21 protein-coding genes and 1 tRNA gene are annotated in these 17,169 nt (G+C 70.7%); 14 read left to right on the plus strand and 8 right to left on the minus strand.

Annotation, left to right across the window (positions count from 1 at the left end):
- Nucleotides 1-86 precede the first annotated feature (86 nt).
- Complete coding sequence (locus FFT10_RS20035) at nucleotides 87-380, plus strand: hypothetical protein (RefSeq protein ID WP_137734641.1); 294 nt, start codon at nucleotides 87-89, stop codon at nucleotides 378-380.
- 16 nt (nucleotides 381-396) lie between these two features.
- On the opposite strand, the gene FFT10_RS20040 is transcribed toward FFT10_RS20035, so the two are convergent.
- From FFT10_RS20040 to FFT10_RS20050, 3 genes are all read right to left on the minus strand, one after another.
- Nucleotides 397-1,521, minus strand: a complete 1,125-nt coding sequence (locus FFT10_RS20040; RefSeq protein WP_137734642.1) for a protein-glutamate methylesterase/protein-glutamine glutaminase — start codon at nucleotides 1,519-1,521, stop codon at nucleotides 397-399.
- 11 nt (nucleotides 1,522-1,532) lie between these two features.
- Nucleotides 1,533-2,225 (minus strand): chemoreceptor glutamine deamidase CheD, encoded by a 693-nt coding sequence (gene cheD / locus FFT10_RS20045; RefSeq protein ID WP_373282551.1) that lies wholly within the window; start codon nucleotides 2,223-2,225, stop codon nucleotides 1,533-1,535.
- 76 nt (nucleotides 2,226-2,301) lie between these two features.
- Nucleotides 2,302-3,240: a CheR family methyltransferase gene (locus tag FFT10_RS20050; RefSeq protein ID WP_137734643.1), complete on the minus strand. Its 939-nt coding sequence runs from the start codon at nucleotides 3,238-3,240 to the stop codon at nucleotides 2,302-2,304.
- Nucleotides 3,241-3,384: 144 nt separating this feature from the next.
- Here FFT10_RS20050 and FFT10_RS20055 point away from each other — a divergent pair, with 144 nt between their 5' ends.
- Genes FFT10_RS20055 through FFT10_RS20065 form a run of 3 tightly spaced genes read left to right on the plus strand, consistent with a single transcriptional unit; the run spans nucleotide 3,385 to nucleotide 5,340 of the window.
- Nucleotides 3,385-4,104: a GGDEF domain-containing protein gene (locus FFT10_RS20055; protein ID WP_228027201.1), complete on the plus strand. Its 720-nt coding sequence runs from the start codon at nucleotides 3,385-3,387 to the stop codon at nucleotides 4,102-4,104.
- Entirely contained in the window at nucleotides 4,101-4,892 is a 792-nt protein-coding gene (locus FFT10_RS20060) for a MinD/ParA family protein (protein ID WP_137734644.1), read from the plus strand. The genes FFT10_RS20055 and FFT10_RS20060 overlap by 4 nt, the downstream gene beginning before the upstream one ends.
- A gap of 37 nt (nucleotides 4,893-4,929) precedes the next feature.
- Nucleotides 4,930-5,340, plus strand: a complete 411-nt coding sequence (locus FFT10_RS20065) for a group II truncated hemoglobin (RefSeq protein ID WP_137734645.1) — start codon at nucleotides 4,930-4,932, stop codon at nucleotides 5,338-5,340.
- An 18-nt stretch (nucleotides 5,341-5,358) separates the two neighbouring features.
- On the opposite strand, the gene FFT10_RS28310 is transcribed toward FFT10_RS20065, so the two are convergent.
- From FFT10_RS28310 to radC, 5 genes are all read right to left on the minus strand, one after another.
- Nucleotides 5,359-6,468 carry a PEPxxWA-CTERM sorting domain-containing protein gene (locus FFT10_RS28310; protein ID WP_228027202.1) on the minus strand — a complete coding sequence of 370 codons (1,110 nt, stop codon included), beginning with the start codon at nucleotides 6,466-6,468 and terminating at the stop codon, nucleotides 5,359-5,361.
- 178 nt (nucleotides 6,469-6,646) lie between these two features.
- Nucleotides 6,647-8,065, minus strand: a complete 1,419-nt coding sequence (locus FFT10_RS28615; protein WP_137734646.1) for a sensor histidine kinase — start codon at nucleotides 8,063-8,065, stop codon at nucleotides 6,647-6,649.
- Entirely contained in the window at nucleotides 8,055-8,702 is a 648-nt protein-coding gene (locus FFT10_RS20080) for a response regulator transcription factor (RefSeq protein WP_137734647.1), read from the minus strand. Before FFT10_RS20080 ends, FFT10_RS28615 begins: the two co-directional genes overlap by 11 nt.
- Before the next feature lie 82 nt (nucleotides 8,703-8,784).
- Nucleotides 8,785-9,447, minus strand: coding sequence for a Smr/MutS family protein (locus FFT10_RS20085; protein WP_137734648.1), 663 nt, complete (start codon nucleotides 9,445-9,447; stop codon nucleotides 8,785-8,787).
- Nucleotides 9,444-10,118, minus strand: a complete 675-nt coding sequence (gene radC / locus FFT10_RS20090) for a RadC family protein (RefSeq protein WP_174246135.1) — start codon at nucleotides 10,116-10,118, stop codon at nucleotides 9,444-9,446. The genes FFT10_RS20085 and radC overlap by 4 nt, the downstream gene beginning before the upstream one ends.
- Before the next feature lie 136 nt (nucleotides 10,119-10,254).
- Here radC and FFT10_RS20095 point away from each other — a divergent pair, with 136 nt between their 5' ends.
- The 10 genes from FFT10_RS20095 (at nucleotide 10,255) to FFT10_RS20135 (ending at nucleotide 17,098) form a co-directional block, all read left to right on the plus strand.
- A complete protein-coding gene (locus tag FFT10_RS20095) occupies nucleotides 10,255-10,698 on the plus strand; it encodes an FKBP-type peptidyl-prolyl cis-trans isomerase (protein WP_228027203.1) in 444 nt (147 codons plus the stop codon).
- Between the two features lies 1 nt (nucleotide 10,699).
- Nucleotides 10,700-11,689: a 4-hydroxy-3-methylbut-2-enyl diphosphate reductase gene (gene ispH / locus FFT10_RS20100; protein WP_137734650.1), complete on the plus strand. Its 990-nt coding sequence runs from the start codon at nucleotides 10,700-10,702 to the stop codon at nucleotides 11,687-11,689.
- Between the two features lie 105 nt (nucleotides 11,690-11,794).
- Nucleotides 11,795-13,102: a serine--tRNA ligase gene (serS, locus tag FFT10_RS20105; RefSeq protein WP_137734651.1), complete on the plus strand. Its 1,308-nt coding sequence runs from the start codon at nucleotides 11,795-11,797 to the stop codon at nucleotides 13,100-13,102.
- Between the two features lie 61 nt (nucleotides 13,103-13,163).
- Nucleotides 13,164-13,254, plus strand: a tRNA-Ser gene (locus tag FFT10_RS20110).
- Between the two features lie 193 nt (nucleotides 13,255-13,447).
- Nucleotides 13,448-14,776, plus strand: coding sequence for a tyrosine-type recombinase/integrase (locus FFT10_RS20115; protein WP_137734652.1), 1,329 nt, complete (start codon nucleotides 13,448-13,450; stop codon nucleotides 14,774-14,776).
- A 256-nt stretch (nucleotides 14,777-15,032) separates the two neighbouring features.
- Nucleotides 15,033-15,209, plus strand: coding sequence for a hypothetical protein (locus FFT10_RS27690; protein WP_154694095.1), 177 nt, complete (start codon nucleotides 15,033-15,035; stop codon nucleotides 15,207-15,209).
- 103 nt (nucleotides 15,210-15,312) lie between these two features.
- Nucleotides 15,313-15,729, plus strand: coding sequence for a hypothetical protein (locus FFT10_RS20120; protein ID WP_162520856.1), 417 nt, complete (start codon nucleotides 15,313-15,315; stop codon nucleotides 15,727-15,729).
- Complete coding sequence (locus FFT10_RS20125) at nucleotides 15,722-16,033, plus strand: hypothetical protein (RefSeq protein ID WP_137734654.1); 312 nt, start codon at nucleotides 15,722-15,724, stop codon at nucleotides 16,031-16,033. Before FFT10_RS20120 ends, FFT10_RS20125 begins: the two co-directional genes overlap by 8 nt.
- Nucleotides 16,026-16,550, plus strand: coding sequence for a hypothetical protein (locus FFT10_RS20130; protein WP_137734655.1), 525 nt, complete (start codon nucleotides 16,026-16,028; stop codon nucleotides 16,548-16,550). The genes FFT10_RS20125 and FFT10_RS20130 overlap by 8 nt, the downstream gene beginning before the upstream one ends.
- 11 nt (nucleotides 16,551-16,561) lie before the next feature.
- Complete coding sequence (locus FFT10_RS20135; protein WP_137734656.1) at nucleotides 16,562-17,098, plus strand: hypothetical protein; 537 nt, start codon at nucleotides 16,562-16,564, stop codon at nucleotides 17,096-17,098.
- Nucleotides 17,099-17,169 lie beyond the last annotated feature (71 nt).

The following is a 17,169-nucleotide window of genomic DNA, read 5'->3' on the forward strand; positions in this document are numbered from 1 at the left end:
TAGCTGACCGTTCCTGCCAGAAATCATCGATTCCCAAGGTCGATCCGGTTGCCTATGCTGACCAGACTGATCCACTGGAGATGTCCATGACCACCGTCTCGATCACCCGCTGCCCGCCGATCACGCTGCCCGAGCGTGGGCTGCGCTTCCTGGCAGCCGGGCTGCTGGCGGCGGCCGATGGCTGGCGCCGGCGCCAGCTGCAGCGCGCCGACGCGCGGCAGCAGCGGCTGGATGCCGCGCTCAGCGAGGACCTGAGCCCGGCCCTGCTGCGCGACATCGGTGCGCCCGCATGGCTGGAGGTGGCGGCCCGCGCCCGGCGGGCTGCCGACGATCAACGGCTGCAGGCCCAGCGGCTGGACGCCTGCCGGATGTTCCTGTAGCGCGACCGCGCCGTGTTCAGACGCGGTGGATGGCCGTGCCCACGGTGCTCTTGAGCCGCTCGATCAGCGCCGGCGCGATGCGCTGCAGCGGCAGCACCTCGTGCGCCGCACCGGCGGCGATGGCCTCGCGCGGCATGCCGAAGACCACGCAGCTGGCCTCGTCCTGGCAGAGGTTCCAGCTGCCGGCGTCGCGCATGGTCTTCATCGCGCGGGCGCCGTCGGCACCCATGCCGGTGAGCATCACGCCCAGGGCATTGGGGCCCACCACCTTGGCGGCGGAGTCGAACAGCACTTCCACGCTGGGCTTGTGGCGGTTGACCGGGTCGCCGTCGCGCACCCGGGCCACGTAGTTGGCGCCCGAGCGTTCCACGCTCAGGTGCATGCCGCCCGGGGCGATGTAGGCATGGCCGGGCAGGATGCGGTCGCCGTCCACCGCCTCTTTCACCCGGATGCGGCACAGGCTGTCCAGCCGGGTGGCGTAGCTCTTGGTGAAGCCCGGCGGCATGTGCTGGGTGATGACCACCGCCGGCGCGTCGGGCGGCAGGTTCATCAGCACTTCCTTGGTGGCCTCGGTGCCGCCGGTGCTGGCGCCGATGAAGATGATCTTCTCGGTCGACAGCCGGCCCAGGTTGGCCACCGGCGCGGCCGGGCGCACGCTGCCGGCGCCGGGACCGGCAGCGGTGGCCGTGCTGCCCGTGCCGCCGGGCGCTGCCGCCGGCGGCAGGCGGCGCACATGGGCGCGGGCGGCGGTGCGCACCTTGTCGGTGATGTCCTCGGCCAGCAGGCGCAGGCCATCGGCCACGCCGATCTTGGGCTTGGCCACGAAGTCGATGGCGCCCAGTTCCAGCGCGCGCAGGGTCACCTCGGCGCCGCGCTCGGTCAGCGTGCTGACCATCACCACCGGCATCGGCCGCAGGCGCATCAGCTTGCTGAGGAAGTCGATGCCGTCCATGCGCGGCATTTCCACGTCCAGCGTGATCACGTCGGGGTTGAGGTTGCGGATCATCTCGCGTGCCACCAGCGGGTCGCTGGCCGCGCCGATGCACTCCATGTCCGGCTGGCGGTTGATGATCTCCGCCAGCAGGCCGCGCACCAGGGCCGAATCGTCCACCACCACCACGGTCGTCTTCTTGTTGGGCATGTTGTCGCGCTCTAGAACAGGTCCACGGAGCCGCCGGCACTGGAGACCGGAGCGGCCCGCTGGGCGGCGATGCGGTCCTGGGCCACGAAGGCGTCGTTGTGGGTGGCCGCCAGGCGCTTGACCATGGCCTTGCCCGACGCAGGCAGGAAGCACACCTTGCGCGGGTAGATCTCCATGACGTCACGGCTGACGATCGGGATGCGCTCGGTCTGCAGGTAGTTGATGACGAACTGCGTGTTGCGCTCGCCCACGTTGATGCTGCTCATGCCGCCGATGACCGCACCGCCGCCGAAGATCTTGGCCTCCAGCGTCAGCCGCGAGGCGCCTCTTTTCAGCAGCTCGTTGATCAGCAGTTCCATCGCGTAGCTGCCGTAGCGGCCGGAATCGCCGGCGCCGTCGGGCAGCATGAAGTGGTTCATGCCGCCGATGCGGCGCTCGCGGTCCCAGATGCAGGCGGCGATGCACGAGCCCAGCGTGGTGGTGATCAGCAGGTCCTCGTCATGCACGAAGTATTCGCCGGGCAGCACCTTCACCGCGTCGTTGCGGAAGTGCGCGTCCCAGAAGAAGAACGAGGCTTCTCCCGGCTTGCGCGGCGCAGACTTCAGGCGCTCCAGCCGGGCTTGCCCGCCCGCGGCAGGCAAGGCGCCTGCAGTCGGGAGGGCACGGGCTGCCGGCGCGCGCGCCGTGATTGGGGTCGACATCATGGGCTGGGTTGTCCTTGCTCGGATGAATATCGGCCGCAGCCGGACAAACTTCAGCCGCGCCGCCGCGGCGGCACGTTCAGACGCGCTGGTAGATGGTCTTGCCGCGCAGTTGGAACAGGTCGCGCGACTCGGTGAAGTTCTCCGAATGCCCCACGTACAGCAGGCCGGCGGGCTTGAGCACCGCATGCATCTGCTGCAGCACCTGGCGCTGCGTGGGGTTGTCGAAATAGATCATCACGTTGCGGCAGAAGATGATGTCGAAGGGCTCGCCCAGGCCGCCGGCGCCGGTCCAGCCGCGGCTCATCAGGTTGAACGGGCGGAACTCGATCAGCTTGGCCAGTTCGGGCTTGACCCGCATGAAACCGGCATTGGCGCCCTTGCCGCGCAGGAAGTGCCGCTGCAGCCGGTCGGGCGACAGGCCGCGGGCGTCGGCGTCGTAGACGCCGCGCTGGGCGGTGGCCAGCACCTTGGTGTCGATGTCGCTGGCGACGATGCGCACAGGCGCTGCGCTGCCCAACGCCTCGACCACGGTGATGGCGATGGAGTAGGGCTCCTCGCCGGTGCTGGCGGCACTGCACCAGATGCGCAGCGGCTTGCCCGGGTTCTTGCCGGTGATGGCCTTCAGGTCGTCGACCAGCGCGTGGAAGTGGTGGTCCTCGCGGAAGAAGGCGGTCAGGTTGGTCGTCAGGCAGTTGATGAATTCCTGCCATTCCGCGTCACCCGACGCACCGGTGTTGGCCTGCAGCCATTGCAGGTAGCTGGCAAAGCTGCGGTGGCTGGTCTCGCGCAGGCGGCGCGACAGCCGGCTGTAGACCATGGCCTGCTTGCCCGCATGCAGGCTGATGCCGGCGCGCTGGTAGATCAGCTCGCGCACGCGGTCGAAGTCGGCCGCGGAGAAGCTGAATTCCTGGTCGGCCGCCAGCGGCGGGCCGGCGGTGGCGCGCGCGTCCGCGGCTTTGGCCGTGGCGCGTGGCGCCGGGGTGGTCGCAGTGGGGGGAGGCAGCAGATCGCTCATGCGTCCAGTCTGGCCGCTGCAGGCGTGGTGCAAGTGCCGAAATGCGGCGGCGGCACCCGCCATCTCCAACCGCGGCCGCGCAGCCGCAGCCTTAGACTGGGCGTGCAATCCCATCGACCCTGCCAAACGCCAGCCCTGCCCGCCGTGGACGCCGCCGCCGCCCCTGCCAACACCAGCGCCTTGCGGCTGGACGTGGCGCTGGCCCTGCTGCGCCAGGCCGGCCAGGCCGAGCCCGCGGGCGACGCCGGCTCGCCGGCCTACCTGCAGGCGCTGATCGACCAGCTGGTCGACCTGTCCAGCCGCGACGCGCTGACCGGCCTGGCCAACCGCCGCAACTTCGAACTGGCGCTGGCCCGCGAGGTCGACCGCGTCGCCCGCTCGGGCGAATCGGCCTTGCTGCTGATGGTCGACATCGACCACTTCAAGCGGGTCAACGACACCCACGGCCACGGTGCCGGCGACCTGGTCATCCGCGCCGTGGGACAGGCCCTGACCGACAGCGTGCGGCCCATGGACCTGGTGGCCCGCATCGGTGGTGAAGAATATGCCGTGCTGCTGCCGAACTGCCCGGCCGCCTTCGGCCCGCAGGTGGCCGCCCGGGTGCGGCAGCGGGTGGCGCGCAGCAGCGTGGCCCTGCCCGACGGCCAGCAGCTGGCCGTCACCTGCAGCGTGGGCGGTGCCTTTGCGCCGCAATGGGTGCGCTCCACCCCGGGCATCTGGCTGCAGCGTGCCGACCTGCAGCTCTACCGGGCCAAGGCCGAGGGGCGTGACCGGGTGTGCCTGGAACACACCGCCGCGCCCGACGTCAGCGTGCAAGAGCGTGAGATGCTGCTGGGCAGCCACGCCATCCAGGATTCGGAATGAGCCAAGCAGATCGAGTGGCCAGCACCCCGCGCGGCGCCGTCATCACGGCGATCACCAGCGGCAAGGGCGGCGTGGGCAAGACCCTGGTGGCCGCCAACCTGGCGGCGGCGCTGGCCCGTGCCGGCCAGCGGGTGCTGGTGCTCGATGCCGACCTGGGCCTGGCCAACCTCGATGTGGTGCTGAACCTGTCGGCCCGCATCACCCTGCATGACGTGTTCACCGGCAAGGCCACGCTGGACGAGGCGCTGCAGCCGGCACCCGGCGGCTTTTCGGTGCTGCTGGCCGGCTCGGGCCTGGTGGAGTACAGCCGCATGACGCCCGAGGTGCGCGACAAGCTGCTCGACGTCATCGCCCAGGTGCGTCCGCGCTTCGACCAGGTGCTGCTGGACACCGGCGCCGGCATCTCCGACGTGGTGCTGTTCACCGTCTCGCTGGCCGATGAAGTGCTGATCGTGGCCACGCCCGAGCCCACCTCGCTGACCGATGCCTATGCCACGGTGAAGGTGCTGGCCACCACCCAGCCGGCGCGGCCGATGCGCCTGCTGGTCAACCAGGTGCAGCGCACCGGCGAGGCACGCACCGTGGCCGCCCAGCTGCAGCAGGTGGTCGACCGTTTCGTCTCGCCCGCGCTGGCGGCGCCGGTGCGGCTGCTGCCGCTCGGCGAGGTGCCGATGGACGCGGCGGTGCGTGAATCGGTGCAGCGCCGGCAGCTGCTGATGGAAGCGCTGCCCGGCAGCCCCGCCGCCGTGGCCCTGGGCGCCGCCGCCGCCCGCCTGCTGCCGCCATGAGCCCGGGCCGCCGCCGGCGCTGGCACACTGCCGGCCCATGCAAGATGACGATGTGGACACCCCCGAGCCCGTGCCGCCGTTCCAGCGCCTGGGTGGCGAGCCTGGCGTGCGCGCCCTGGTCGACCGCTTCTACGACCTGATGGACCTGGAGCCGGCATTCGCCGGCATCCGCGCGCTGCACCCGCCCACGCTGGATGGCTCGCGCGACAAGCTGCACTGGTTCCTGTGCGGCTGGCTGGGCGGGCCCAACCATTACATCGACCGCTTCGGCCATCCGCGGCTGCGCGCCCGCCACCTGCCGTATGCCATCGGCATCGCCGAGCGCGACCAGTGGCTGGTCTGCATGGGCCAGGCGATGGCCGAACAGGCCGTCGACCCGGCGCTGGCCCAGCGCCTGGCCGAGAGCTTCTTCGGCACCGCCGACTGGATGCGCAACAAGGGGGGCTGAGCCCGTGGGTGGGGCGGCTCAGCGCCGCCCGCGCCGGGCCATGGCACCGACGGCGGCCAGCCCGCCCAGCATCAGCGCCCAGGTCTGCGGCTCCGGCACCGGCGCCGCCGCCTCGATGTTGTAGCCCGCCATCTGCGCGCCGACGAACCCGCCCACCAGATTCAGGCCCAGCGGGTCGTTCTCACAGGCGGTGTCGCAGATCACTTCGCCGTCCTCGGGGTTGGTCGGGCCGAGGTAGCGGTAGAACTCGTAGCGGCGCATCACCGCCTTGCCGGCATCGGCTTCGCCGATGTCGTCGACCTTCTCCTTGACCTCGTTGGCGCCCGGGTCCTTGCCATCGCCGATCTTGTCCAGCGGCCGCCGCTGCAGGATGCTCCATTCGCTTTCCACCTCGGCCGCTTCCATCTCGTGGTCGTCCTGCAGCAGATTGCCCAGGTCGATGCGCCGATCGACCTTGGTCTTGAAGGTGCGCACCCAGAAGGCCTCGCCCCACTGGTCGTGCACCTCGGGCAACTCCAGCGCGGCCGGTTCGGCCGGGCGCACCGGGGCGATGGCCTGGATCTGCACCTGCACCTGGGCCGGCGCCGCCGGCTGGCCCACCGGCGGCGGGCTGTAGACCAGGTTCACCGCCGGGATGCCGGCCAGCACCCTGGTGTAGTCGGCGAAGCTCGCCGGCGCCGGGTTGGCCGGGTTCAGCACCAGCCAGGCATAGCGCGTGGTCGCCGGCGTCCTGGCCGACTGCACGCCGTAGTGGTCGCAGGGCGAGGTGATCCAGCCAGCGCCCTTGGCGCCCGGCCAGCAGCTCTCGCCCGCGGTGCTGAAGCCGCCGGCGTTGTCCGGCGTGGTGATGCCGCTGGCGAACACGCCGCCGTAGGTGATGCGCACGCCCGCATGCTGACCCGCGGCGTCGGTGTAGTCCGACACATCCACCGTGCCGAAGCGCACCACGCCGGTGGTGCCCCAGACGCCGAAGTTGCGGTTCAGGCCGAACACGCTGCCCACATCCGCCTTGTGGAAGCTGCTGTCCTCGAACTCGATCTCGAAGCCGTATGCCGGCCGGCCAGTGTTGTTGACGACGTCGAAGTTGGCGAGGCTGCCGACCACGCTGACCACGGCGTGTGACGGCATCGGAACCAGGGCTGCCAGCGCGGCGGCGGCCAGTGCAGTGCGGGAGAGACGGTGAAATGGTCGGACCAAGGCAAGCTCCTGAAATGGCCACCAGCGGGCCCATCTGCACATGATCCGGACCGCGCTGAACACGACCTGAACACGGCCCGCCGTCCCCGCGTCTGCGGGGGCGGCGGCGTCAGCCGGGCTGGGTGTCGCTGCCGAAGTCCAGCACCGCCGCAAAGCCGCGGCCGTCGGCCACCGGTGACTGCAGCTGCAGCTGCGCGCCCGACTGCCGGGCGATGGTGTCCACCATCGCCAGCCCGAGGCCGCTGCCCTGCAATGCATGCCCGGGCCCGCGGTCGAACGGGCGCACCAGCGTCGGCAGCAGGGCTGGCGCCACGCCGGGGCCGTCGTCCTGCACCGCCAGCTGCTGGCCGGCGACGGTCACCACCACCTGGCTGGCGCTGCCACCGTGCTTTAGCGCGTTGTCAATCAGGTTGCGCAGTGCGATGCCCAGCGCGTCGATGTCGCCGCTGACCGGCACCGACGGGCCGCGCACCTGCAGCTGCAGCTGGCCGCTGCGGGTGGCTTCGGCGAACTCGTCGACCACCAGCACCGCCAGCTGCACCAGGTCGACAGGCTCGCGCTGCAGCGCCACGCCCGATTCCACCCGCGCCAGCTGCAGCAGCCGCGTGGCCAGGCCGGTCAGCCGGTCGAGCTGGCGCAGCAGGGACTGGGCCTGGGTGCGGGTGCCGTCGTCGGTGCTGGCCTGCACCAGGCGCTGGGCCTGGGCCCGTGCGGCGGCCAGCGGCGTGCGCAGCTCGTGCGCGGTGTTCGCGGCGAAGGCGCGCTCGCTGTCGATCAGGCCAGCCACCCGCGCCAGCAGGCTGTTGACGGTGGCCAGCCAGGGCTGCAGTTCCACCGGCACCTGCTGCACCGACAGCGGCCGCAGGTCATGCAGCGGACGCTGCGCCAGCTCGCGGCGCGCCGGCTCCAGGCTGTCGAAACCGCGGCGCAGCAGCCAGTCCATCGCCAGCCAGGCCACCGGCAGCAGCGCCAGCAGCGTGCCCAGCAGCCAGCCCACGCCGGCGCGCATGCCGGCATGGCGGTGCGCCAGCGTCTCGGCCACCTGGGCGCGGCGGCGGCCGTCTTGGGCGGTCAGCGTCAGCACCAGCCAGTCGCCGGCGGGCCGCACGCCGTCCGGCGCGCCAGGGTCCAGCGCCGTGGGCGGGGCGCTGGACGAGCGCAGCACCAGCCCGGCCTGCGCGTCCTGCACCTGGTAGACGATGAACTCGTCATGCGGTCGCAGCATGCCCTGGCGCGCGGCGGTGTCGGGCGTGGCCAGCGCGGCCTCGGGCAGCATCAGCAGCCGCTCGGCGGTCTCCTTCAGGGCACTGTCGAGCACCTCGTCGGTGCGGGCCCACAGGCCGGCGCCGGTGGCCCCGGCGGCCAGCAGCCACAGCACCACCAGCAGGCTCAGCAACCGCCGGCGCAGCTGGGCATGCAGGCTCCAGGCCGGCGCGGGCAGGGCCGCTGCCGGCGCCCGCCGACGCAGCCGCCCCAGCGCCCGGGTGGCCGGTGCGCCGCCGCTGGCGAGGTCGGGCTCAGCGCTCAAGCCGGTAGCCCAGGCCGCGGTGGGTGCTGATCAGCCCGCCGCCCAGCTTCTTGCGCAGCCGGCTGACGATCACCTCCAGCGAGTTGCTCGACGCCTCGGCCAGGCCCAGGGCCTGCAGCCGGCCCTCGATCTCGCCGCGGCTGAAGATGCGGCCGGGCCGCTGCGCCAGGCAGGCCAGCACCGCCCATTCCATCTGGGTCAGGTCCACCGGCGCGCCGTCCAGCCAGGCCTGGTGGGCATCGGTGTCCAGGCGCAGGCCGCCCACCGACCCGGCGGCCGCCGCTGGCGCGGTGCGGCGGGCCACGGCCAACACCCGCGCCAGCAGTTCATCCAGGTCGAAGGGCTTGACGAGGTAGTCGTCGGCACCGGCGTTCAGGCCGCGGATGCGGTCGCTGACCTGGTCGCGCGCGGTCAGCACGATCACCGGCCACAGCTGGCCGGCGCCACGCCACAGGCGCAGCAGGTCCAGGCCATCGCCGTCGGGCAGGTGCAGGTCGATCAGCGCCAGATCGGGTGGCGGCGCGTCCCAGGCCTCGGCCACCTGCCGGCACCAGTGCACCACATGGCCGGCGTTGCTGCAGTGGTCGGCCACGGCGCGGCCCAGGTCATGGTCGTCTTCGAGCAGCAGCAGGTTCATGGCGGGGGCAGCGGGGATGCAGCCCGGAGTGGACCCGCCCGGGCTTAACGCTGCCTGAAACCGCGGCACCATGTGGCGGGGCTCAGCGCGACAGGCCGGCCAGCAGCACCACCAGCGCGCCGGCGCCGCCCTGCGGACCGCTGGCCTGGGCGAACGCGATGACCTCGGCGCTTTGCGCCAGCCAGCGCTGCACCTTGGCTTTGAGCACAGGCTGGCGCCCCGGCGAGCCCAGGCCCTTGCCATGCACCACCCGCACGCAGCGCATGCCGCGGCGGTGGCATTCGCGGATGCTGTCGGTCAGCATGCTGCGGGCCTCGTCGCGGGTGTAGCCGTGCAGGTCGATGTTGCCCTGCAGCGCCCAGTGGCCGCGGCGCAGCTTGGTCACCACGTCGGGCCCGATGCCGGGGCGGCGGAAGCTGAGCCCGTCGTCGGTGAGCAGCAGCGATTCGATGTTGACCTCGTCGGACAGCGATTCGGCCAGCGCCGCGGCCTCGTCGGCCTCCCGCATGCGCGGGTGCGGCGGCGGGCGGGGCAGGTCCAGCTCGGCCAGGCCGCGGTCGGGCATCGGATGCACCGGGCCCACGGTGCGGGCGAACAGGCTGTGGGCGTCCTGCTGACGGCGCTGCTGCAGGCGCTGGGCCGCCAGCGCCCGGGCCTGGCGCTCGGCCGCCTCGCGGGCGCGCTGCTGCAGTTCGTCGCGCACCTGGGCGAGGTCGGCCAGGCTCCTGAGCTTGGCGCGGTTCACAGCAGGCCCCGCTCGGCGAAGCTGACCACCAGGCCGCAGCCGACCACCAGGTGGTCGAGCACCCGCACGTCCACCAGGGCCAGGGCGTTCTTCAGCGCCTGGGTGAGGTGCTCGTCGGCGCGCGAGGGCTCGGCCACGCCCGAGGGATGGTTGTGCGCCAGGATCACCGCTGCCGCGTTGCGCGCCAGCGCGCGCTTGACCACCTCGCGCGGGTAGACGCTGGTCTGGCTGACGGTGCCGGTGAACAGCGTGTCCAGGCTGATCAGCCGGTGCTGGCTGTCGAGGAACAGCACCGCGAACACCTCGTGCGGCAGGTGGCCCAGGTGCAGCTGCAGGTAGTCGTTGACCTGCTGCGGCGATTCGAACACCGGGGTGTGCGCCAGGCGCTGGGCCAGGGCGCGGCGGGCCATCTCCACCACAGCGGCCAGCTCGGCGCGCTTGGCCGGGCCCAGGCCCTTGATGCCCTTCAGGGCATCGGCGCCGCCATGCAGCAGGCCGGCATAGCCGCCGGTGCGGGCCAGCACGTCGTCGGCCAGTTGCAACACGCCCTGGCCGCGCACGCCGGTGCGCAGCAGCAGGGCCAGCAGCTCGGCGTCGGCCAGGCTGGCGGCGCCATGCTGCAGCAGCTTTTCACGCGGGCGGGCGGCGGCGGGCAGGTCCTTGATCGACATGGGCAGGTGGCGGGTCCGGAAGGCAGGCCGGCACAGTCGCCGCCCCGTAGAATGCCAGCTGAGTCTATGCGGCGCCGTCGCGCCCCGGCATCCCCCTTCAGCCCCCCATTCAGCCTCCATCGGCACCCCCATTGGCGTGAACACCATTCAGGAGGGGTCGTTCCTGACCCTGCACTACCGGCTGGCCGGCCCCGACGGCGCGGATGTGATCAACACCTTCGCCGACAAGCCCGCCACGCTGTCGCTGGGCACCGGCCAGCTGGCGCCGGCCATGGAGCGGCGGTTGCTCGGCCTGGCCGAGGGCACGCGCACCAGCTTCAGCCTGGCTGCCGGCGAAGCCTTCGGCGAGCGCAATCCGCAGATGCTGCAGCGGGTCAAGCGCAGCCTGCTGGCCGAGCTGGGCGACCCGGATGCCGAGTACCAGGTCGGCGACGTGGTGCAGTTCCCCACGCCCGACGGCAGCGGCCAGTACGCCGGCGTGGTGCGCGAGGCGGGCGAGGGCTGGCTGCTGTTCGACTTCAACCACCCGCTGGCCGGCCAGCCGGTCACCTTCGAAGTGCAGGTCATCGGAGTGCTCTGAGATGGACACCAAGCCCGCCACCGAGCAACACCTGGTCAGCGATGTGCTGCTGGCCGAGCCGCGCGGCTTCTGCGCCGGCGTCGACCGCGCCATCGAGATCGTCGAGCGGGCCATCACCCGCTTCGGCGCGCCGATCTACGTGCGCCATGAGATCGTGCACAACACCTACGTGGTCAACGATCTGAAGACCAAGGGCGCGATCTTCATCGAGGACCTGGCCGACGTGCCGCCCGGCGCCACCCTGGTCTTCAGCGCCCACGGCGTCAGCCGCGAGGTGCGCGCCGAGGCCGACCGCCGCGGCTTCCAGGTCTTCGACGCCACCTGCCCGCTGGTCACCAAGGTGCATGTGGAGGTGGCCAAGCTGGCCAAGGAAGGCTTCGAGTTCATCATGATCGGGCACAAGGGCCACCCCGAGGTCGAAGGCACCATGGGGCAGCTGAGCGACGGCATCTACCTGGTCGAGGACGTGGCCGACGTGCAGAAGGTGCAGCCGCGCGGCCGCCAGCTGGCCGTGGTGACGCAGACCACGCTGAGCGTGGACGACGCCGCCGCCATCCTGGCCGAGGTCAAGCGCGTGTTCCCGCATGTGCGCGAGCCCAAGAAGCAGGACATCTGCTACGCCACCCAGAACCGCCAGGACGCCATCAAGATCATGGCGCCGCAGGTCGACATCGTCATCGTGGTGGGCAGCCCCACCAGCAGCAACAGCAACCGTCTGCGGGAGCTGGCCGAGCGGCTGGACACGCCGGCCTACATGGTCGACATGGCCGACGATCTGCAGCCGCACTGGTTCGAAGGCCGGCCGCGGGTGGGCCTGACGGCCGGCGCCTCGGCGCCCGACATCCTGGTGCAGCAGGTGATCGCCCGGCTCAAGGCGTTGGGTGCGCTCAGCGTGCGCCGCATGGCCGGCGTGGAGGAAACCGTGCACTTCCCGCTGCCCAAGGGCCTGGGCGACAAGTCGATGCGCGAGTTCTCCGCCTCCCGATCCTGAGGCCGCCGCTCACGTGGATTCCGCATCCCCCACACGTTGAACGGCACCCACGCGGTGCCGTTTTCACACAGCCAGCACACCGCAAGACCCGATCAGGACCGACCCATGCTCGACATCAACCAACTGCGCCGTGACCTGCCCGCGGTGCTGGCCGCCCTGGAGGCGCGCAAAACCCCGCAGCCCTTCCTCGATGTGGACCGCTTCACCGCGCTGGAAGCCGAACGCAAGACCCTGCAGACCGCCACCGAGGAGCTGCAGGCCCGCCGCAACAGCCTGAGCAAGCAGATCGGCCAGGCGAAGGGCAAGGGCGGTGACGCCAGCGCCGTGCCTGCACTGATGGCCGAGGTGGCCAGCATCGCCGACGCGATGAAGCAGGGCGCCGAGCGCCTGGAGGCGCTGCAGGCCGAGCTGCAGGGCCTGCTGATGGGCATCCCCAACCTGCCCGACGCGGGCGTGCCGCGCGGCGTGGACGAGACCGGCAACCAGGAGGTGCGACGCTGGGGCACGCCCGCTGCGTACGACTTCCCGGTCAAGGACCATGTCGACCTGGGCGCGCCGCTGGGGCTGGATTTCGAGACCGGCGTCAAGTTGAGCGGCGCGCGCTTCACCTTCCTGCGCGGGCCGGTGGCGCGGCTGCACCGGGCGCTGGCCCAGTTCATGGTCGACACGCACACCCAGTCGCATGGCTACACCGAGTGCTACACGCCCTACCTGGTGCAGGCCAAGGCGCTGGTGGGCACCGGGCAGTTGCCGAAGTTCTCGCAGGACCTGTTCCACGTCACCTCGGGCGATGGCGACGAGGCCGGCAGCAAGTGGTACCTGATCCCCACCTCGGAGGTGACGCTGACCAACACCGTGGCCGACACCATCCTGCAGCCCGACGAACTGCCGATCAAGCTGACCGGCCACACGCCGTGCTTCCGCAGCGAGGCCGGCAGCGCAGGCCGCGACACCCGCGGCATGATCCGCCAGCACCAGTTCGACAAGGTGGAGATGGTGCAGATCGTCGCGCCTGACCAGGGCGAGGCCGCGCTGCACGAGATGGTGGGCCATGCCGAGGCCATCCTGCAGCAGCTGGAGCTGCCCTACCGGGTGATGCTGCTGTGCACCGGCGACATGGGCTTCGGCGCGGCGCGCACCTACGATCTGGAGGTGTGGCTGCCGGCGCAGGGCACCTACCGCGAGATCAGCTCGTGCAGCCACATGGGCGCCTTCCAGGCCCGGCGCATGCAGGCGCGCATGCGCACCGCCCAGGGCAAGACCGAGTTCGTGCACACCCTCAACGGCTCGGGTCTGGCGGTGGGCCGGGCCCTGGTGGCGGTGCTGGAGAACCACCAGCAGGCCGACGGCAGCATCCGCGTGCCGGTGGCCTTGCGCCCCTACCTGGGCGGTGCTGCGCTGATCCAGCCCTGACCGGCCGATTTTGTGGCTAGAATCGAGAGCTTCACCCAGAGACCACGGGTGCACAGACACCGGAGCGGTGGCAGAGTGGTCGAATGCGCCGGACTCGAAATCCGGTAAACGGTTATACCGTTTCGAGGGTTCGAATCCCTCCTGCTCCGCCAGGACAATCCCCCTGCAACGTGCACGACAGTGCAAATAACGTGCAGGGGGTTTTTGTTTAAGTCGTTGATTTGACGGCTGTTTTCCCCCCTCCGACACTGTCCACCGTGCAGCACGGCTGCAACAACGTGCACCAGCAGTCCGCGACCTTCTGGCGGACTGGCTGGCGGACAGACTGGCGGACTGGGGGACAAGATGGCTCGAAAGACGGCGGCGAAACTCAACCTGCTGACGGTGCGCGAGGCGCAGACGGCAGGCGAGGGCGATCACACGGACGGCGGGGGCCTGCTGCTGCGGGTTCGGGGTGAATCGGCATCCTGGGTGCTGCGGTACACCGCCCCGACTGGCCGGCGGCGAGAGATGGGGCTCGGCGTGGCCCGGCGGAACAACGCGGCGGCCACCGGTGACAGCCTGACCACCGCCCGCCGGCTGGCGCATGAGGCCCGCGACCTGCTGCAGCGTGGCGGCGATCCCATCGACGAGCGCGACGGCCGGCGAGAGACGGCCCGCCAGGCCGAGCAGGCGCAGAAGGTGCAGAAGGCCCGCCAGCAGATGACGCTGGCCAGGGCAGCCCGGGACTATCACGAGCGGGTGATCGAGCCGACCCGCACCAGCAAGCACTCGGCGCAGTGGATCGCCTCCCTGGAGAACCACATGCCTGCGAGCCTGTGGCATGCCCCGGTCGACAGCATCGAGCCGCCGGCCCTGCTGGCCGCCCTGCTGGCGATCAAGCCCCACGAGCGGGCGCGCAACCTGACCAGCGGCGACAAGCTGCCCGAGACGCTGCAGCGAATCCGCCAGCGCCTGGATGCGGTGTTCGAGGATGCGATCTTCCACCGCCGGTGCACCAGCAATCCCGCGGCGGCGATCCGCCGGAAGATGGCCGAGGCCCAGGACAAGCGCAAGCGGGGCGAGTTCCGGGCGCTGCCCTACCGAGAGGCGCCGGCCTTCATGCTGCAACTGCGCGAGGCCGAGGGCACCGCCGCCCGCTGCCTGGAGCTGGCCGTGTTGACCGCCGCCCGCACTGGCGAAGTGCTGGGCGCGACCTGGGGGGAGTTCGACCTCGACCGAGCGACCTGGGTTGTGCCCGCTGAAAGGATGAAGGGTGGTGAGCAGAACGGTGACCACACCGTGCACCTGACGCCCCGCGCCGTCGAGATCCTGCAGGGGCAGCTGGGCCAGCACGCCGCCTGGGTGTTCCCGTCGCCGATGCTGAGTGCGGACGGAGAGGCCCGCCCGCTGTCCAACATGGCCATGCTCACGGTGCTGGACCGCATGGGCATGCGTGAGCGCACCACCGTGCATGGCCTGTGCCGCGCCACCTTCAGCACCTGGGCCAACGAGACAGGCGCGGCCCGGCCCGACGTGATCGAGGCTTGTCTCGCCCACAACGAGGCCGACCGGGTGCGCGCCGCCTACAACCGGAGTCAGTTCACCCAGGAGCGCGCCGCCCTGCTGGTGGCGTGGGCCGAGTACCTGGCCGAGCTGCCCGCGTCCAACGTGGTGCCGCTGCGCGCAGCATGAGTCACTGAGTTAGCGCATACAAAAAGCGCTTTTAGTCGTCAGAGTTTGCGCATACATTAACCCGCATGCCGACGACAAAGACCACGACGAAGCCAGCAGCGAAGCGCCCGGGGCGCCCGTCACTGCAGGAGGGGGCAGAAACCGTGCCCGTGACCATCCGCATGACGCCGCCGCAGAAGGACAAGCTGGCCCGGCTGGGTGGCCCGCAGTGGGTGCGGACCAAGATCGACAAGGCACCGGAACCGGAGAAGAAGCAATGAACGCACGCGCCTTCGGCATCGGGCTTGCTGTCACCGCCCTGGTGTTCTTCATCGGTGCCGGCGCTGCTGTGCGCTTCATGGACACCGGGCCGGCGCTGCTGGTGGGGCTCACCACCTGGCTGGGGGCTGCGGCAGCTTTCGCCAATGGCATGACCGGCGCCCGGCGCCGCTGATCTTGAACCGGCGCCGCAGCGGTCCTGCGGCAAGGCGGCCGAGCCGGAAGGGTGAGAGCTTCCGGCCCGACCTGACAACCACCACGATCAACAGGAGATCGAAATGACTGCTACCCCGATTGTCGCCGGCACCGAGCCGGCACTACTTGACCGCTGGGGCCGCCCCTGCCCCATCGCTGACGCCCTGGATCGCTTCGACAGCTGCGGCTTTGAGTGCGTCGCAGCTGGGCGGAAGATGGAGACCTATCACCTGGTGCACACCATCGCCCGCAAGCTGGGCGAGCTGGTGGATCGCATGGAGACAGTCAACCACACGTTGGAGGCGATGGACGAGAAGCTGGGCGGCAGCACCGACCACGACGCGGCCCGTGCGCTGATTGAAGTGGTCAGCTCCTACCACACGCAAACCGCGAATCGGGCCTTCGAGCTGGGCGGCATGGTGATGGCTGCGCTTGAGCGTGGCGGCATGGTCGGTGCCAGCGCCAGCGCCAGCGCCAGGACGGAGAAGGCCCATGGCTGACCTCATCCCCCTGGTGCCCCCGCACGAAAGCCAGCACCGCACCGGCGGCAGTGTCGGTGTCGAGACCGACTGCGCAGTGATGGTGAATCCGGCCGCGTCGCTCACCGCCTTGATGGCTGCGACGCAGTCGCGCGCCGCGCTGCTGTACGCGCAGCTCGACGAGTGGACCTGCGCGCATCCTGGGACCGACACGACCGCCGAGAAGCTGGCCACGTTCCTGGCGCCCACTGCCTACGAGCTGCAGGCACTGATGGAAGTCATGCGGCTGAAGGTTGCCGCGCTGGAGGGCCCGCGCAATGGCTGACCTCAACCAACGGCGCGCCCGGAAGCCGAAGCAGTTGGGCGGGTTCGACCGGTTCCGCAGCGCCATCCTGGCCGATGGTGGCCAGTCGCTGGTGAAGCAGGAGCCATGCGCTTGGCCGTTCCGAGTGCTGGACATGGCCGATGTCTCGCTGACCTTGATTCCAGACGGCGAACTTGTGACCGCGCGATACGCTGGACCGGTGAACGCATCGTTCCTGCTGATGGGGCATGCTTGGGCTCAGGCATCTGTCCGCACCTTCGCCCGCGCCGTGGTGTTGGACTTCACCCAGGCCAGCATCCACTTCAAGGGAAGCGACCTTGACGCGGCGTTGAACTGTCTGTCGGCCGAGCATCGGACGCTCCCTCGTGCGCTGCTGGTCCAACCGAGACACGCGGGCATGTTCAAGGAGTTCGCCCAGCGGATCGCTGTGAGCCAGGGCATCCTTCAGCGCGGGTTCTTTGACCGGGCCCAGGCAGAAGCGTGGGTGCTTGAAGCAGCAGCCCGGCCATACGACTGAGCGCCTTCGGCATGGCCAAACCCAAGACCGGGCCCACCAGCCCGGCCAGCACTGCGGCAACGTCGGGAGACGTGGCCAAGGCTGCCGCCAAGTCGAAGGGCGGCAGACCACCCAACACCGCCCGCCGCGGCATCAGGCAGCAGGACGAGGCAATCGCAGCGGCCGTCACCACCATGTGGGCGCTTGGCTGGCCGCGGCGCGATGCCTGCAAGGCTGTAGCCGCTGCAGCCACCGGGATCTGGAGCAGCCGCGACCTGAGCGCTGATGGTGTCGAGGCGATCCACGAGCGGTGCAGCGATGCCTACGGCAGCGGCCGAGCGCCGAAGCTGGGGCGGATTGACCTAGCCTGGAGGCGCGACAGGGCCAGCCGCGCCAGTGTCGACCACCTTCCACCCGTCGAGATGGCGGCAATGCTGCTGGTGCGCCAGGGGCTGCTGCCAGAGCCGCCGCCGGCCGAGGATGGTGGCTTCTTGGGTGGGGATGCACCACTGACCGCCGGAGCGCACCGGGACTACCTGCTCAGCCGCATCAAGGTCAAAAAGGGGTAAACAACCCCTCGGTTCAACTGCCGTTCTAGAGACTCCGCCGCATGGCTGCTAGGTGCAGCGACGGAGCGCGA

It is taken from the genome of Pseudaquabacterium pictum, assembly GCF_005403045.1.
GTDB lineage: Bacteria > Pseudomonadota > Gammaproteobacteria > Burkholderiales > Burkholderiaceae_C > Pseudaquabacterium > Pseudaquabacterium pictum.

What these genes read in the sequence shown, in the direction of transcription:
- cheD (WP_373282551.1), bottom strand. Translation starts at nt 2,225, where the DNA reads ATGATGTCGACCCCAATCACGGCGCGCGCGCCGGCAGCCCGTGCCCTC.
- FFT10_RS20125 (WP_137734654.1), top strand. Translation starts at nt 15,722, where the DNA reads ATGGCTGACCTCATCCCCCTGGTGCCCCCGCACGAAAGCCAGCACCGC.
- FFT10_RS20060 (WP_137734644.1), top strand. Translation starts at nt 4,101, where the DNA reads ATGAGCCAAGCAGATCGAGTGGCCAGCACCCCGCGCGGCGCCGTCATC.
- FFT10_RS27690 (WP_154694095.1), top strand. Translation starts at nt 15,033, where the DNA reads ATGAACGCACGCGCCTTCGGCATCGGGCTTGCTGTCACCGCCCTGGTG.
- FFT10_RS20115 (WP_137734652.1), top strand. Translation starts at nt 13,448, where the DNA reads ATGGCTCGAAAGACGGCGGCGAAACTCAACCTGCTGACGGTGCGCGAG.
- FFT10_RS20120 (WP_162520856.1), top strand. Translation starts at nt 15,313, where the DNA reads ATGACTGCTACCCCGATTGTCGCCGGCACCGAGCCGGCACTACTTGAC.
- serS (WP_137734651.1), top strand. Translation starts at nt 11,795, where the DNA reads ATGCTCGACATCAACCAACTGCGCCGTGACCTGCCCGCGGTGCTGGCC.
- FFT10_RS20050 (WP_137734643.1), bottom strand. Translation starts at nt 3,240, where the DNA reads ATGAGCGATCTGCTGCCTCCCCCCACTGCGACCACCCCGGCGCCACGC.
- FFT10_RS20080 (WP_137734647.1), bottom strand. Translation starts at nt 8,702, where the DNA reads ATGAACCTGCTGCTGCTCGAAGACGACCATGACCTGGGCCGCGCCGTG.
- FFT10_RS20040 (WP_137734642.1), bottom strand. Translation starts at nt 1,521, where the DNA reads ATGCCCAACAAGAAGACGACCGTGGTGGTGGTGGACGATTCGGCCCTG.
- FFT10_RS20065 (WP_137734645.1), top strand. Translation starts at nt 4,930, where the DNA reads ATGCAAGATGACGATGTGGACACCCCCGAGCCCGTGCCGCCGTTCCAG.
- FFT10_RS20130 (WP_137734655.1), top strand. Translation starts at nt 16,026, where the DNA reads ATGGCTGACCTCAACCAACGGCGCGCCCGGAAGCCGAAGCAGTTGGGC.
- radC (WP_174246135.1), bottom strand. Translation starts at nt 10,118, where the DNA reads ATGTCGATCAAGGACCTGCCCGCCGCCGCCCGCCCGCGTGAAAAGCTG.
- ispH (WP_137734650.1), top strand. Translation starts at nt 10,700, where the DNA reads ATGGACACCAAGCCCGCCACCGAGCAACACCTGGTCAGCGATGTGCTG.
- FFT10_RS20035 (WP_137734641.1), top strand. Translation starts at nt 87, where the DNA reads ATGACCACCGTCTCGATCACCCGCTGCCCGCCGATCACGCTGCCCGAG.
- FFT10_RS20135 (WP_137734656.1), top strand. Translation starts at nt 16,562, where the DNA reads ATGGCCAAACCCAAGACCGGGCCCACCAGCCCGGCCAGCACTGCGGCA.
- FFT10_RS28310 (WP_228027202.1), bottom strand. Translation starts at nt 6,468, where the DNA reads ATGCCGTCACACGCCGTGGTCAGCGTGGTCGGCAGCCTCGCCAACTTC.